The sequence below is a fragment of the Citricoccus sp. NPDC055426 genome (assembly GCF_040677445.1).
Lineage (GTDB): Bacteria > Actinomycetota > Actinomycetes > Actinomycetales > Micrococcaceae > Citricoccus.
Genome location: NZ_JBFARZ010000009.1, coordinates 134639 through 148794, shown reverse-complemented (window position 1 = coordinate 148794; position 14156 = coordinate 134639). Strand labels below are relative to the sequence as shown.

Here is a 14156-nt window from a genome sequence, read left to right as displayed (position 1 = left end):
AGGCCGTCGAGTTGTTGTTGGTTCCGCGAGCGGGGGTCGAGGGCCGGCACGGGGGTGGGCTCGGCCTCGTCTGCGGAGAGCACCTCCGCCATCAGCTGCCCCTCGACGCCTCCGCGTCCCGCGTTGTCTCCTAGTTTCTCGTTGTCTTCGCGTCCTTCGGTGGATCCGTGGAGGGTGGCGCGGGGGTTGGTGGCGGCGCCGGCGATGGTCTCGAGGTATTCGTTCTGTGTGTCATTGACCGCTAGCAGCCAGTGATGCAGGCCGTTGCGTTTGCCTTTGCGGATCATGCCCTGGATCTGGGGGAGGTCGGCGTCGTTGGGTTCAGCGCCGTCTGGGTCCACGGTGGCTTCGAACCACTTGAGCCAGTGGTTGCTCACCTTGCGCAGGGTGCCGGGGTCCACGGAGAGGGCCTGGGAGACCAGCCGCTGCTCGCCGTCCTCCAACAGGGTGGTGGATAGGTGTGGGTCGGCGCTGACCCGGCGGGCCATCTGGCGGGCTGTGTCCAGGGCCTGGGTGATGACGTCCACGGCGGCGCGGTCCACTGCGCCTTCCTGGACCGCCTCGGACAGCATGGGCAGGCGGGGTGGGAGGATCTCTCCGGTCAGGGCCTGGGTCGGGCGGAGCGTGGCGGCCCAGCGGAGACGTCGACGGGCTTCGGACGTGTCGATACGCAGGGCCACTTTGAGGTAGTCCGTGGCGTCACGGAACGCGGTCTTTCCCGTGGGGAGGCCGAGGAGTCGTTGGCGTTCGGAGGGATTCTCGTAGACCTCCACGGCATGACCGGCCAGGGACATCTGAGCGGCCGTGACAGAGCGAGCGACGTTCTCGAGGACCTGTTGCAGGGCGGGCAGGGTGAAGTCATCGACGCCAGTAGCCGCCCCATCAGTCACCGCCCCGTCAGCAGCCGTCACCCCGTCAGCAGCCGTCACCCCAGTTGCCACCGCCCCGTCAGCCACCACTGCCCCGTCAGCCACCACTGCCCCGTCAGCCACCACTGCCCCGTCAGCAGTGTCAGCAGCAGGTCCGGCAGTGGTGTTGTCCTGAGTGTCCATAGCGTCTGGGTCGGGTGAGAGCATGGCACCCCAGTCCTTGGCCGGGGAGGATGAGCCGCCGGTGGAGGGGGAGTAGGTCAGGGGAAGCACCTCGCGCAGCGCATCTGGCGTAGCGAGGCGATTCGTCACGGCCCGGGTGGCCGCGTGCAGCAGTGCCATGAGCTGCTCGAGAGGGAGGTCCTCCAGGGGTGGTGTGTCGTCATGGGGCTGGTCTGCTGCTTCACCGAGATCCATGGTGCACCTCCTCTGCGCTTCCTCTTGGCTTCCGTCTTCGCTTCTGTCTTCGCTTCGACGGGTGATGGGAACAAGTATTCGAATGCCTCTATTCGATCATGGTCATCAGCCCGAGGGAAGGGCCTACAGGGATCTGTGGATGACACGCCAGGGATGGGTCACCTGTGGAGGAATGGACCCGCCGGTTCAGGGCCCGGGGGCGTGCTGGAAGGGCCTGGCGCCAGTCGCGCGGGGACCATCCTCACCGCGGAGCGGACCGCCCATCGATCAGACCACCACAACCCAGGCGATCACCGCGATCGCCCTGACCGGACCGGACGCGACGGTGCGCAGCGGCTCCGGATCGCTAGACTGTGGGATCATGCCTGCATCCACCGGCCCCGCCCTGTCCGCCGTCCTGATGTTCCTGCTCGAGCTGGGCCTGCTCGGCGCCGCGGGGTTCTGGGCCCTGACGGTGTTCGCCAGCCCGTGGGCGGCCGTGGTGGCCGTGGTGGTGGTGGCCGCCGTGTGGGGCCTCGTGCTCTCCCCGAAGGCACCGGCCCGACCGCGGTGGCCGTGGCATGCCGTGGCCGGGCACGCTCTGTTCCTGATCGGCGCGGTGGTGCTGTTCGTGGTGGGCCAGCCGCTGCTCGGCGGGATCTACCTCGCCCTCATCGCGGTGTCCATGGTCCTGACGGTGCTCTACCGGGGCCGTCTGGAGCAGGAGTCGCACCAGGCACGGGAGGAACGGATCGAGGCCGCGGACGGTGCGGTGCGCCCCACCGGCCGCCGAGCCGCCGGGCGCTGAGCCGGATCAGGCGCCGAGCCTGCATCAGTCGCTGAGGCCGGGCCAGGCGCTGAGCAGCATCAGGGGCTGAGCCGGGCTCAGGACCAACTGGTCCCCAGCGCGAGCCCGAGGCCCACGGCCAGCAGGCCGGCGACGATATGTGCGGCCCAGGAGCCGGCTGCGGCGGCGAACCGGCCGGACAGGGCGTCCCGCGCCGTGGACACGGACACCGTGGAGAACGTGGTCAGCGCGCCGGCCACACCCGTCAACCAGACCTCCAGGGCCACCCCGGAGAGCGTCCCGGCGGCGATTCCGGCCACGAGGGAGCCCACGGTGTTGGCCACCAGGATCCCCCGGGACGGGAGGTAGTGGTCCGCCAGCAGCCGCAGGACCGCCCCGCAGGCCCCCGCCAGGGCCAGCCACACCACGATCACGCCGACCGCCCCCCGGGGCGGGGCGCGGCACGGAATCCACCCAAGTGCAGCCCCGCCGCGGCGGCCATGGTGCCGAGGGCCGCACCCGCAGCCAGGGCCAGCAGGGTGCCGGCCAGGCCCGCGACCAGCAGCCAGCCGCCGGGGGAACCGGTCTGGATGAAATCCGCCACGCCCACGGCAGGTGCCACGGCGGCTGCCAGGACCACCGCGGAGAGCGAGGTGTAGGACCCCAGCACCCCGGTGCCGAGGCCGACCAGGAGCCAGCGCGGCAGCCGGCTCCGGAAGCCGATGCCGGAGAGGACCCCCAGCAGGAAGGCGCCGCTCAGGTTCACAAGCCCCAGGGTGATCCACTGTGCCACGGGGGTGCCGGACTCCGGCGCCGGGGCCACCAGCGCCCAGCGCAACAGGGTGCCCAGGACCCCGCCGACCGCCACGGCGCCCACCACGGGCCAGCCGGGGTGCCGGGGGCCCGGACCGGACGGGGCCGGGAGGGGGTGGGGCGCGACGGGCATCAGGCCTGCTGCTGGCCGATCAGCTCCGGGTTGAGGGACTCCAGGGCCTCCGGGTGCAGCAGCCCGTTGGTGGCCAGGGCGTTGCCGCCGAAAGGGCCGTCCTCGCCCTCCAGGGAGGTGAAGCGCCCGCCGGCCTCGGTGACGATCGGCACCAGCGCCGCCATGTCGTAGAGCTCCAACTCGGGTTCGCAGGCGAGGTCCACGGCGCCCTCGGCGACCATCATGTAGGACCAGAAGTCACCGTAGGCCCGGGTACGCCAGACGGTGGAGGTCAGCTCCAGGAACTCGCGGATGTTGCCGCGTTCCCGCCACCCCTCCAGGGAGGAGTAGGAGAGCGAGGCGTCCTCGATGCGGGAGACGTTGGAGACGTGGATGCGGGTGGCGGAGGCCAGGGACTTGCCCATGTAGGCGCCCGTGCCCTTGGCCGCCCACCACCGGCGGTTTAGTGCCGGGGCGGAGACCACGCCGACCACGGGCTCGCCGTCGTCGATCAGGGCGATGAGGGTCGCCCACACCGGCACCCCGCGGACGAAGTTCTTGGTCCCGTCGATCGGGTCCACCACCCATCGACGCGCTCCGTGGCCGGCCTCGCCGAACTCCTCGCCCAGGACGGCATCCCGGGGGCGGGCCCGGGACAGGTTGCCGCGGATGAGCTCCTCGGCCCCGCGGTCCACGTCCGTCACGGGGGTCAGATCCGGCTTCGTGTCGACCGTGAAGTCCTGCGCCTTGAAGCGGGCCATGGTCTGGGAGTCCACCGAGTCGGCCATGATGTGGGCGAGCCGGAGGTCATCCGTGTAGTTCTTGGGCGCATCGGTCATGGAGGCCACGCTACCTTCCACCGGTCAGCAGGCGACGCAACGACGCCAGCCGCTCGGCACCGGAGGAGCCCGCCTGACCGTCGGCCACCCAGCCGTCCAGGGCACAGCCGGGTTCGCCGTCCGCATGGGAGCATCCGCGGGGGCAGTCGGCCAGGGCCGGGGCGAGATCGTCGAACGCCTCCACCACCCGGTCCCGGTCCACCAGGCCCAGGCCGAAGGAGCGGATGCCGGGGGTGTCCACGAGCCAGGCGCCCGGGCTGTCCGGCAGCGGGATCGCCAGCGCGGAGGAGGAGGTGTGCCGCCCCCGGCCGGTGACGGCGTTGACGTGGCCGGTGGCCCGCCGGGTGCCGGCCAGGGCGTTGAGCAGCGTGGACTTCCCGACGCCGGACGGTCCCACGAGCACGGAGATGTGGCCTTCCAGCCGGGCCCGGAGGGCGGCCAGCAGGCTGGCGTCCAGCGCGGCGTCGGGCTCACCGGCACCCGGCTCACCGGCACCCGGCTCATCAGCACCCGGCTCATCAGCACCCGGCTCATCGGCGCCGGGCCCGGCCGACTCGTCGCGTGCCTCGTCGCGTGCCGACCGGGAGGTGAGCACCTCCAGGTCGAGGTGCCGGTAGTGGGCCAGCAGACCGGCCGGGTCCCGTAGGTCCGTCTTGGTGATGCACAGCACCGGGTCGATGCCGGCGTCGTAGGCGGCCACCAGTGCCCGGTCGATAAAGCCGGTGCGAGGTTCCGGGTTGGCCGCGGCCACCATGATGACCAGGGTGTCCACATTGGCCACCACCACGCGTTCGTAGGCGTCCGAATCGTCGGCGGAGCGCCGGAGCACGGTGGACCGCTCCTCGATCCGCACGATCCGCGCCAACGAGCCCTCCCGGCCGGACAGGTCCCCGACCACGCCCACCAGGTCGCCGGTCACCACGGGGTTGTGCCGCAGTTCCTTGGCCCGCATGGCGGTGACGTCCCGGTCCTCGTGATCGACGCCGGGCTCGGCGCCGCCCCCGGAGTCCGCCCCGGAGTCCGCCGCTGCGCCGCCGTCGAGATGGACGGTGTACCGGCCCCGGTCCACCGTCACGACCCGGCCGATCACCGCATCCTCGTGTTCGGGTCGCTCCTTGGTGCGGGGGCGTGAGCCCCTCTTGGTGGGCCGTGACCGGACGTCGGACTCGTCCCAGCGCTTCGGGTCGAAGCGGCGGCCGGGGCGGCTCATGTGCCCGAACCGTCGCGGCCCACCACGAGGTCTGTCCACATCCCCGGGAAGTCCGGCATCGTCTTGGCCGTGGTGGCGATGTCACGTACCGACACGTCCGGTACGACCACGCCCAGCACGGCGGCGAAGGTCGCCATCCGGTGGTCCTCGTAGGTCTCCAGGGTGGCACCGTGCAGGGGGGCTGCGCCGCCCGGACCCGCTGCGCCGCCCGGACCGTCTGCCGTGCCGGGGAAGGCGAGGTAGTCGGGCCCCTCCTCGACCGTCCCCCCGAGGCGCTGCGTCTCGGTGGCCAGGGCCGTCAGACGGTCCGTCTCATGGCCGCGGAGGTGGCCGATCCCGGTCAGCCGGCCCGGGCCGTCCGCCAGCAGGCACAGGGCCGCCGCGGTGGGGGCCAGCTCGGCGGTGCCGTGGATCTCCCCGGGGCCCGTGATCCGGGGGCGGCCGTCCGCACCGCGGGACCCGATGACCGTCAGGGTGCCGGTGGTGCCGCCGTCGGCCGCCGCGGGGGCGAACTCCACGGTGGCCCCGAACGCCGGCAGGATGGACCGCCACCGGTCGCCGATCTGGGTGGTCTGCGCCGGCCAGTCCGGGACGGACACCGTGCCTCCGGTGGCCACGGCCACCGCCAGGAACGGCCCGGCATTGGACAGGTCCGGCTCCACCGCCGTGTCCAGGGCGCGGATCGGGCCGGGGGAGACCTTCCATTGGCCCGGTACGGAGTCATCCACGCCCACGCCGCAGCGGCGCAGCACCGCCACCGTCATCCCGATGTGCTCGGGGCTGGGCACCGAGGCGCCCGTGTGGACCAGGTGCAAGCCCCGGCGGAGGCGGGGGGCCACCAGCAGCAGGGCCGAGATGAACTGGCTGGAACCGGAGGCGTCCACCTCGATCCGGCCGCCCTCCACGCCATCCGTCCCGCGGCCGTGCACGGTGAAGGGCAGGGGGCCGGACTCGGTCCCCGGGCCGTCCACCCGGATGCCGAGCGCGGCGAGGCCGTCCAGGATCGGGCCCATGGGACGGACGAGGGCGGCCTCGTCGCCGGTGAAGCGCACGGGCCCGGAGGCCAGCGCGGCCAGCGGCGGGACGAAGCGCATGACGGTGCCGGCCAGCCCGCAGTCGATGGTGAGGCCCTCTGCGGGGGTCTGGGGGCCGCCGTCGGGCACCGGAACGACCTCCACCGTGCCCGGGGCGACCTCGGTGATCGAGGCGCCGAGGGCGGTGAGCGCCTGGATCATCAGGCGGGAGTCGCGGCTGTCCAGCACGCCGCGCAGACGGCTGGGGCCCTCGGCCAGGGCGGCGAGCACGAGATAGCGGTTGGTGAGCGATTTGGACCCGGGGACGCGCACGGAGCCGTGGACGGGGCCGGTCGGCCGGGGCGCGGGCCAGGGGTCTGCAGGGTGGGTCATCACCCTGCCCAGATTACCGGCGTTGGAATAACGGCGCTGGGCGGGTTGCTATACCGGCCGAAGGACATCAGCGAGACCCACCGGACGAGACCGGCGAGAGGAAGGTTCCCATGGCACCCACCGGCGTGGCCCTGGCCGAGCGGCCCCCCGTGCGGCAGCGGGCCGTAGACTGGTGGGCGATGGATACCAAAGACACCGCCCCGGGCCCCGCGGCGCATGACACGCCGGACGTGGATCTGGCCACGGAGTCGGATGGCGCCCGGCGCGAGCGGTTCGAGCGCGACGCCCTGGAGTACGTGGACCAGCTGTACTCAGCGGCCATGCGCATGACCCGCAATCCGCAGGACGCCGAGGACCTCGTCCAGGAGGCCTACACCAAGGCCTACTCGTCCTTCCACCAGTACCGGCCCGGGACCAACCTGAAGGCCTGGCTGTACCGGATCCTAACGAACACCTACATCAACCTCTACCGGAAGCGCCAGCGCCAGCCCCTGCAGGCGGCCACGGACACGGTCGAGGACTGGCAGATGTTCAAGGCCGCCGAGCACACCTCCAGCGGCCTGCGCTCGGCGGAGACGGAGGCGCTGGACCACCTGCCGGACTCGGACGTCAAGGACGCCCTGCAGTCCATCCCGGAGGAGTTCCGGCTGGCCGTCTACTTCGCGGATGTGGAGGGCTTCGCCTACAAGGAGATCGCCGGGATCCTCGACATCCCGATCGGCACGGTGATGAGCCGGCTCCACCGGGGACGCAAACTCCTCCGCGGGCTCCTGACCGACTACGCCCGTGAACGCGGCATCGGGCCGAAGCAGAACACCACCGGCCGGACCGGCACGGACGAGGAAGACCAGGAGGCGGGCAGCAAATGAGTGAGGACTGCCAGAAGATCGGCGACTGCGCGGACACCCGCATCCAGCGCCTGTACGAATACCTGGACGGTGCCCTGACGCACCGCGACCTCGAGGAGGTCAAGGGCCACCTCGAGGAGTGCACCGAGTGCGCCGGCGAGTACGACCTCGAGTGCATCATCCGCTCCGTGGTCAAGCGCAGCTGCACCGAGAAGGCCCCGAGCACCCTCAAGGTCAGCATCATGGCGCGCATCAGCCAGATCAAGTCGGAGGCCGGACACTAGCCCGCCAGCAGCTCAGACCTCCAGGCGGGCCCGGATCACCGGCCCGGACGGTTCCTGACGCAACAGACCCCGCCGGGGCGGACGGTTCAACCGTCCCGATCGGCGGGGTCTGGTGGTTTTGCTGCTCCCGGTGTGAGCCAGGGGAGTCGGCAGGGCCTTAGGAGTTGGGCCGCTTACCGTGGTTGGCACTGCCCTTGCGGCGGTCCTTACGCTTGCGTCCACGCTTGCTCATCGCGGTTCCTTCCGGTGATTCGACGCCGTCACTGATCCGTGACAGCACCATCCAGTTTCTCACACGTGGGCGGGGTGCCACCAACCGGCCCGGGCCGCCCGCGCCGGCGGCTCAGGCGGTGGGCTCCGGCAGGTTCAACCACTGGTACCAGCCGCGGTGCAGGACGAGCCAGGCCACCAGCCCGTACCCGGCCTGGCCGGGCAGGCCCTGACCCGCCGCGAGGTCGTTGCGCCACTGCTCGTGGTTGACCAGCGGGGTGAACGTGTCCACGTAGTAGTGGTGCCGACGATCCGCCACGTCCATGTACGCCGTGTTCAACTCCTGCAGGCGGGCGTTGCGCTCCCCGTCCAGGGAGGGCACCGGGCCCACCACGAGGGTGGCGATGTCCAGCTGGGCGGCGCGGTCCAGGATGTTGGCCAGGTTCAGCCGGGCGCGGGCCGTGGAGGCCTCCCGGTCCAGGTCGGTGTCCGAGAGCCCGATCACCAGCCGGTTCTCCGTGGTCTGCCCGTAGCGCAGGGCCGTCTCGGCCTGCCAGCGCTGGGACAGTGCCTCCGTGCCCTCGCCCGGGCGGGCCAGGACGTAGCTCTCCAGCTGGACCCCGGGGGCCGAGGTCTTGGCCAGCACGCGACCGAGCCAGCCCAGCGCGCGGGGATCGCCCACGCCGGCCAGGAGCTCATTGCCGACGGAGGCGATGCGGATCCGACGAATCTCCACTGTGTACCTTTCGATGGGGTGCCCGTCACTGTAGCAAGGCGGCGGGGCACTCAGCCCGGCCGCCCCAGGGGCGGCCGGGCCGGGTGCCGGACTGCGGTCAGGGTGCGGTCAGCGCCCGAAGGCCTCATCCAGCAGGATGGACGCCTCGTGGTCGTGACGGACCTTGGACCCGGCTGAGGTGGAGGCGGAGGCCGGGCGTGAGATGAGCGTCACGCTCCGGTCCATGACCGGCAGCAGGTTCAGGGCCATGAACGGCCACGGACCCTGGTTCGCCGGCTCGTCCTGCACCCAGGACACGGTGGCGTTCGGGTACTTGGCCAGCTCCGCCGCGATCTCCGCTTCGGGCAGCGGGTACAGCTGCTCCACGCGGATGATCGCGGTCTTGGTGTCCCCGTCCTTCTGCCGGCGTGCCACCAGGTCGTAGTACAGCCGGCCGGAGACCAGCAGCACCTTGTCCACGGACTGGCCGGCCTCGTGGTCCGGGATGACCGCCTGGAAGCGGCCCTGGGTGAAGTCCTCCACCGGGGAGGCCGCCGCCTTCAGGCGCAGCAGCTGCTTCGGGGTGAAGACGATCAGCGGGCGGCGCGGGCGGGCGTAGGCCTGCTCACGCAGCAGGTGGAAGTGGTTCGCACCGTTCGAGGGGTTCGCCACCCGCATGTTGTCCTGCGCACACATCTGCAGGAACCGCTCGATCCGGGCGGAGGAGTGGTCCGGCCCCTGGCCCTCGTAGCCGTGCGGCAGCAACAGCACGAGGGAGGAGTTCTGGCCCCACTTCTGCTCGGAGGAGGAGAGGAACTCGTCGATGACGGTCTGGGCGCCGTTGACGAAGTCGCCGAACTGGGCCTCCCAGAGCACCAGGGCGTCGGAGCGCTCCACGGAGTATCCGTAGTCGAAGCCCATGGCCGCGTACTCGCTGAGCAGGGAGTCGTACACCCAGAACTTGGCCTGGTCGGGGGAGAGGTTCCTGATCGGCGTCCACTCGTCATCCGTGACCCGGTCGTGGAAGACGGCGTGGCGCTGGACGAAGGTGCCGCGGCGGGAGTCCTGGCCGGAGAGGCGGACCGGGACCCCCTCCATCAGCAGCGAGCCGAAGGCGGCCAGCTCGGCGAAGCCCCAGTCGATGTCCCCGTTGACGGCCATCTTGGCGCGACGCTCCAGCAGGGCCTTGAGCTTGGGGTGGACGGTGAAGTCCTCCGGGATCTCCAGGTGGGCCTGGCCGATCCGCTGCAGGGTCTCCTCCGAGATCCGGGTGCCGTCCGGGGCCTGCGGAGTGCGGTCCTCGCTGTCCGTGGTCTTCTCCAGGCCGGAGCCGATGACCGGGATCGGGGAGGTCTGCGCGTCGTGGGTCTCGGCGAACACCCGCTCCAGGCGCTGCTGGTAGTCCTTCAGCGCCGAATCGGCCTCGTCCTGGGTGATGTCACCGCGGCCGACGAGGTTCTCGACGTAGAGCTTGCGCACCGAGCGCTTCTGCTCGATCAGGTTGTACATCCGCGGCTGGGTCATCGAGGGGTCGTCGCCCTCGTTGTGCCCACGGCGGCGGTAGCAGATCATGTCGATGACGACGTCCTTGTTGAACCGCTGCCGGTACTGGTAGGCCAGCTGGGCCACCCGGACCACGGACTCGGGGTCGTCGCCGTTGACGTGGAAGACCGGGGCCTGGATGGTCTTGGCCACGTCCGTGGCGTAGACGGAGGACCGGGCCGAGGACGGCGGGGTGGTGAAGCCGACCTGGTTGTTGACCACCACGTGGATGGTGCCACCCGTGCGGTAGCCGCGCAGCTGGGACAGGTTCAGGGTCTCCGCGACCACGCCCTGGCCGGCAAAGGCCGCGTCGCCGTGCACCAGGATGGGCAGCACGGAGTAGGAGTTCACGGAGTCCCCGCCCCGGTCCAGCCGGTCCTGCTTGGCGCGGGCGACGCCCTCCAGGACCGGGTTGACGGCCTCCAGGTGGGAGGGGTTGGCCGCGAGGTAGACCTTGGTGCGGTTGCCGCGGTCGGAGATGAAGGTGCCCTCGGTGCCGAGGTGGTACTTCACGTCACCGGAGCCCTCCACGGAGCCGGGGATGGCGGTGCCCTCGAACTCGCGGAACACCTGGGCGTAGGTCTTCCCTGCGATGTTGGTCAGCACGTTGAGGCGGCCACGGTGGGCCATGCCGATCGCGACCTCGTCCAGGCCGTCGTCCGCGGCCCCGGAGAGCACGCCGTCCAACAGGGCGATCAGCGACTCGCCGCCCTCGAGGGAGAACCGCTTCTGGCCGACGAACTTGGTCTGCAGGAAGGTCTCGAACGCCTCGGCCGCGTTGAGGCGGCCCAGGATGCGCAACTGCTCCTCCCGGTTCGGCTTGGCGTAGGGGTGCTCCAGCTCGTCCTGGAACCACTTGCGCTCCGCCGGGTCCTGGATGTGCATGTACTCCACGCCGGTGTTGCGGCAGTAGGCGTCCCGCAGGACCCCGAGGATGTTGCGCAGCGGCAGCATCGGCTGCCCGCCGAAGCCGCCCGTGGGCCACTCGCGGTCGAGGTCCCAGAGCGTCAGCCCGTGTTCCAGGATGTCCAGGTCCGGGTGCTTGCGCATGATGTACTCGAGCGGGTCCACGTCCGCGATCAGGTGCCCACGGACACGGAAGGCGTGGATCATCTGCTGGATCCGGGCGACCTTGTTGATCTGGTCCTCGGGGTTGACCTGCACGTCCGGCTTCCACTGCACCGGCTCATAGGGGATCCGCAGGGACTCGAAGATCTCCTCGTAGAAGCCCTGTTCGCCCAGCAGCAGGCCGTGGATGAGCTTGAGGAACTCGCCGGAGGCGGCGCCCTGGATCACGCGGTGGTCATAGGTGGAGGTCAGCGTGATCGTCTTGGAGACGGCCAGGCGGTTGAGCGTCTTCTCGGACGCACCCTGGAACTCGGCCGGGTAGTTCAGGGCGCCGACGCCGACGATGGCGGCCTGGCCCTCGGACAGCCGGGGCACGGAGTGCACGGTGCCGATGCCACCCGGGTTGGTCAGGGAGACGGTGGTGTTCGCGTAGTCGTCCAGGCCCAGCTTGTTGTCCCGGGCGCGGGCGACGAGGTCCTCGTAGGCGCGCCAGAACTCGATGAAGTTCAGGGACTCGGCGCCCTTGACGTTCGGGACCACGAGGGTGCGCGAACCGTCCTTCTGCGGCAGGTCGATGGCCAGGCCGAAGTTCACGTGCGGCGGCTGGACCACCGAGGGCTTGCCGTCCACCTCGCGGTAGAGCACGTTCATGGCCGGGTACTGGGCCAGGGCGCGGATCAGGGCGTAGCCGATGATGTGGGTGAAGGAGACCTTGCCGCCGCGGCTGCGCTTGAGGTGGTTGTTGATGACCACCCGGTTGTCGATGAGCAGCTTGGCCGGCACATCGCGGACCGTGGTGGCGGTGGGCATGGACAGGGAAGCGTCCATGTTCTTGGCCACCGCGCGCGCCATGCCACGCAGCGGCGTGACCTTGTCTTCCAGGGGTTCGGAGGACCCCTTCTTCTTGGACTTCTCCGGTTCGGAGGGCACCGGGGCGGTGGCCGGGGCGCCGGACTTCTTCACGGCCGGGGATGCGGAGGCCGCGGAGGGTGCTGCGTCCTGCTCCTGCTGGGCAGGTTCTGCCGGCTGGGCCGGCTTGGCCGGCTGGGTGGTCTTCTGGGTCTGCCCGGTGGACTTCTGCGCCGGCTCGGCGGAGGTGCGCTTGCCCGTGTCCTGCGGGGTGGCCTTCGCGGTCTGGGCGGCACCCGCCCCGGATGCGCCGGCTGCGGCGGAGGCGGGGGTCGCCTCCAGCCGCTCGAAGATCTGGACCCACTTGGCATCCACGGAAGACTTGTCCGCCTTGTACTTGTCGTAGATTTCCGCGACGAGCCATTCGTTTCCGGGGAATTCCGCGGAAAGCCGGTCGGACGTGAGTTCTGGCACGGTGGTAACGCCTCTTCCGTAGTCTGTGTAGTTCACCGGCGAATGCATCCCTGCGGCGCGCCCCGCTCCGGTCCGGTCTCTCGGCGCGCCTCGTCCAAGCATAGTGATACTTCGAGGTCAGGTTCCAACGCCCACGCGGATTTCCTGCCAGGGGCGGACGTCGGGAGTTCAGGGCAGGGTGACGTGCCCCACCGTGGGACGATGAGGACATGGAATTCCTCACGACCCCCACCACCGATCTGACGTATGCCGATGTCTTCCTGGTCCCGGCGAAGTCCGAGGTCATCAGCCGGATGGACGTGGACATCTCGGCCGACGACGCCACCGGGGCGACCATCCCGCTGGTGGCCGCCAACATGACCGCCGTGACCGGCCGGCGCATGGTGGAGACCATGGCCCGGCGCGGCGGGCTGGGGATCCTGCCCCAGGACGTCCCCCTGGAGGTCATCGAGCAGGTGGCGCAGTGGGTCAAGGGGCGGCACCCGGTGTTCGAGACCCCGCTGAAGGTGCAGCCCACGGACACCGTGCTGGACGTGCTGCACCTGCTGGGCAAGCGCAACCACCCGGCCGCGTCCGTGGTGGCGCAGGACGGGACGTTCGCGGGGATCGTGCGGCAGCAGGACTGCGAGGGCGTGGACCGCTTCTCCTCCGTGGGCTCCGTGCTGCGTCAGCCCGCACTGACCTTCCGGGCCGAGCAGTTCCCCTCCCTGCAGGAGGCCTTCGTGCAGATGGACTCCGCCGGGGTGTCCTACGCCCCCGTGCTCTCCGGGACCGAGCTGGTCGGCGTGCTGACACCCGCGGGCGCGCTGCGCTCGGGGATGTTCGCCCCCGCGCTGGACGGTGCGGGCGGGCTCCGGATGGGGGCCGCCGTCGGGATCAACGGGGACGTGGCCGGCCGGGCCGCCGCCCTGGTGGAGTACGGCGCGGACGTGCTCGTGGTGGACACCGCCCACGGCCACCAGCAGAAGATGCTGGACGCCCTGGCCGCCGTGAAGGCGCTGGACCTGCCGGTCCCCGTGGTGGCCGGCAACGTGGTCTCCGCGGCCGGTGTCCGCGAGCTGGTGGCGGCCGGCGCGGACATCATCAAGGTCGGCGTGGGCCCGGGGGCCATGTGCACCACCCGGATGATGACGGCCGTGGGCCGGCCCCAGTTCTCCGCGGTCCTGGACTGTGCCGCGGCAGCCCGGGACCTGGGCAAGCACGTCTGGGCCGACGGCGGCGTCCGCTACCCGAGGGACGTGGCCCTGGCGCTGGCGGCCGGGGCGAGCCAGGTCATGATCGGCTCCTGGTTCGCCGGCACCGTCGAGTCCCCCGGGGACCTGGTGGCGGACGCCGACGGCCGCCAGTACAAGGAGAGCTTCGGGATGGCCTCCTCCCGGGCCGTGCAGAACCGGACGAGGACCGAGGACGCGTACTCGCGGGCCCGCAAGGCCATGTTCGAGGAGGGCATCTCCACCTCGAGGATGTACCTGGACCCGGAGCGTCCCTCGGTGGAGGACCTGCTGGACATGATCACGGCCGGCGTGCGGTCCTCCATGACCTACGCCGGGGCCGCCGACCTGGCGCAGTTCCGTCGGCGGGCCGTGGTGGGCGTTCAGTCCGCCGCGGGGTACGAGGAGGGGCGCCCGGTCCGGCAGTCCTGGTGAGGCCCCGGTGAACGGTCGGTGAGGCCCGGGGCGGTGCCCGTATACTGGGACCACTATGGACAGACACCGATCTGGTGCCACCACCCGC

Annotated in this window: 12 protein-coding genes; 4 read left to right on the top strand and 8 right to left on the bottom strand. The window is 70.9% G+C overall.

The annotated features are described in order from the left end of the window. Positions 1-1286, bottom strand: a 1286-nt coding sequence (locus tag AB0K08_RS13195) for a DUF222 domain-containing protein (protein ID WP_363355179.1), incomplete at its 3' end; no start/stop codon positions are given. A 361-nt stretch (positions 1287-1647) separates the two neighbouring features. On the opposite strand from AB0K08_RS13195, the gene AB0K08_RS13190 reads away from it, so the two are divergent. After that, positions 1648-2073: a DUF2568 domain-containing protein gene (locus AB0K08_RS13190; RefSeq protein WP_363355177.1), complete on the top strand. Its 426-nt coding sequence runs from the start codon at positions 1648-1650 to the stop codon at positions 2071-2073. A 77-nt stretch (positions 2074-2150) separates the two neighbouring features. On the opposite strand, the gene AB0K08_RS13185 is transcribed toward AB0K08_RS13190, so the two are convergent. The 5 genes from AB0K08_RS13185 to aroA are packed head-to-tail and all read right to left on the bottom strand — an operon-like array spanning position 2151 to position 6432. Next, entirely contained in the window at positions 2151-2486 is a 336-nt protein-coding gene (locus AB0K08_RS13185) for a CrcB family protein (RefSeq protein ID WP_363355176.1), read from the bottom strand. Beyond that, on the bottom strand, positions 2483-2998 hold the full coding sequence (locus tag AB0K08_RS13180) for a CrcB family protein (protein WP_363355174.1): 516 nt from the start codon (positions 2996-2998) through the stop codon (positions 2483-2485). Before AB0K08_RS13180 ends, AB0K08_RS13185 begins: the two co-directional genes overlap by 4 nt. Then, a complete protein-coding gene (gene hisN, locus AB0K08_RS13175) occupies positions 2998-3816 on the bottom strand; it encodes a histidinol-phosphatase (protein ID WP_363355172.1) in 819 nt (272 codons plus the stop codon). Before hisN ends, AB0K08_RS13180 begins: the two co-directional genes overlap by 1 nt. Positions 3817-3826: 10 nt before the next feature. Further along, positions 3827-5026, bottom strand: coding sequence for a ribosome small subunit-dependent GTPase A (locus AB0K08_RS13170; RefSeq protein ID WP_363355170.1), 1200 nt, complete (start codon positions 5024-5026; stop codon positions 3827-3829). After that, positions 5023-6432 (bottom strand): 3-phosphoshikimate 1-carboxyvinyltransferase, encoded by a 1410-nt coding sequence (gene aroA, locus AB0K08_RS13165; RefSeq protein WP_363355168.1) that lies wholly within the window; start codon positions 6430-6432, stop codon positions 5023-5025. Before aroA ends, AB0K08_RS13170 begins: the two co-directional genes overlap by 4 nt. A 179-nt stretch (positions 6433-6611) precedes the next feature. Here aroA and AB0K08_RS13160 point away from each other — a divergent pair, with 179 nt between their 5' ends. Beyond that, a complete protein-coding gene (locus tag AB0K08_RS13160; RefSeq protein ID WP_363355191.1) occupies positions 6612-7301 on the top strand; it encodes a sigma-70 family RNA polymerase sigma factor in 690 nt (229 codons plus the stop codon). Then, positions 7298-7564 carry a mycothiol system anti-sigma-R factor gene (gene rsrA, locus AB0K08_RS13155; protein WP_363355166.1) on the top strand — a complete coding sequence of 89 codons (267 nt, stop codon included), beginning with the start codon at positions 7298-7300 and terminating at the stop codon, positions 7562-7564. Before AB0K08_RS13160 ends, rsrA begins: the two co-directional genes overlap by 4 nt. A gap of 343 nt (positions 7565-7907) precedes the next feature. Here rsrA and AB0K08_RS13150 read toward each other — a convergent pair whose 3' ends face one another. Together AB0K08_RS13150 and AB0K08_RS13145 are read right to left on the bottom strand one after the other, a co-directional pair. Next, positions 7908-8510, bottom strand: coding sequence for a GDSL-type esterase/lipase family protein (locus AB0K08_RS13150; RefSeq protein ID WP_363355164.1), 603 nt, complete (start codon positions 8508-8510; stop codon positions 7908-7910). 108 nt (positions 8511-8618) lie between these two features. Then, the gene (locus AB0K08_RS13145; RefSeq protein ID WP_363355162.1) at positions 8619-12422 is read right to left on the bottom strand and encodes a multifunctional oxoglutarate decarboxylase/oxoglutarate dehydrogenase thiamine pyrophosphate-binding subunit/dihydrolipoyllysine-residue succinyltransferase subunit; all 3804 of its coding nucleotides are present in this window, start codon (positions 12420-12422) and stop codon (positions 8619-8621) included. Between the two features lie 209 nt (positions 12423-12631). Between AB0K08_RS13145 and AB0K08_RS13140 the strand changes: the two genes are divergently transcribed. Further along, positions 12632-14068, top strand: coding sequence for a GuaB1 family IMP dehydrogenase-related protein (locus AB0K08_RS13140; RefSeq protein ID WP_363355160.1), 1437 nt, complete (start codon positions 12632-12634; stop codon positions 14066-14068). Positions 14069-14156: the final 88 nt, after the last annotated feature.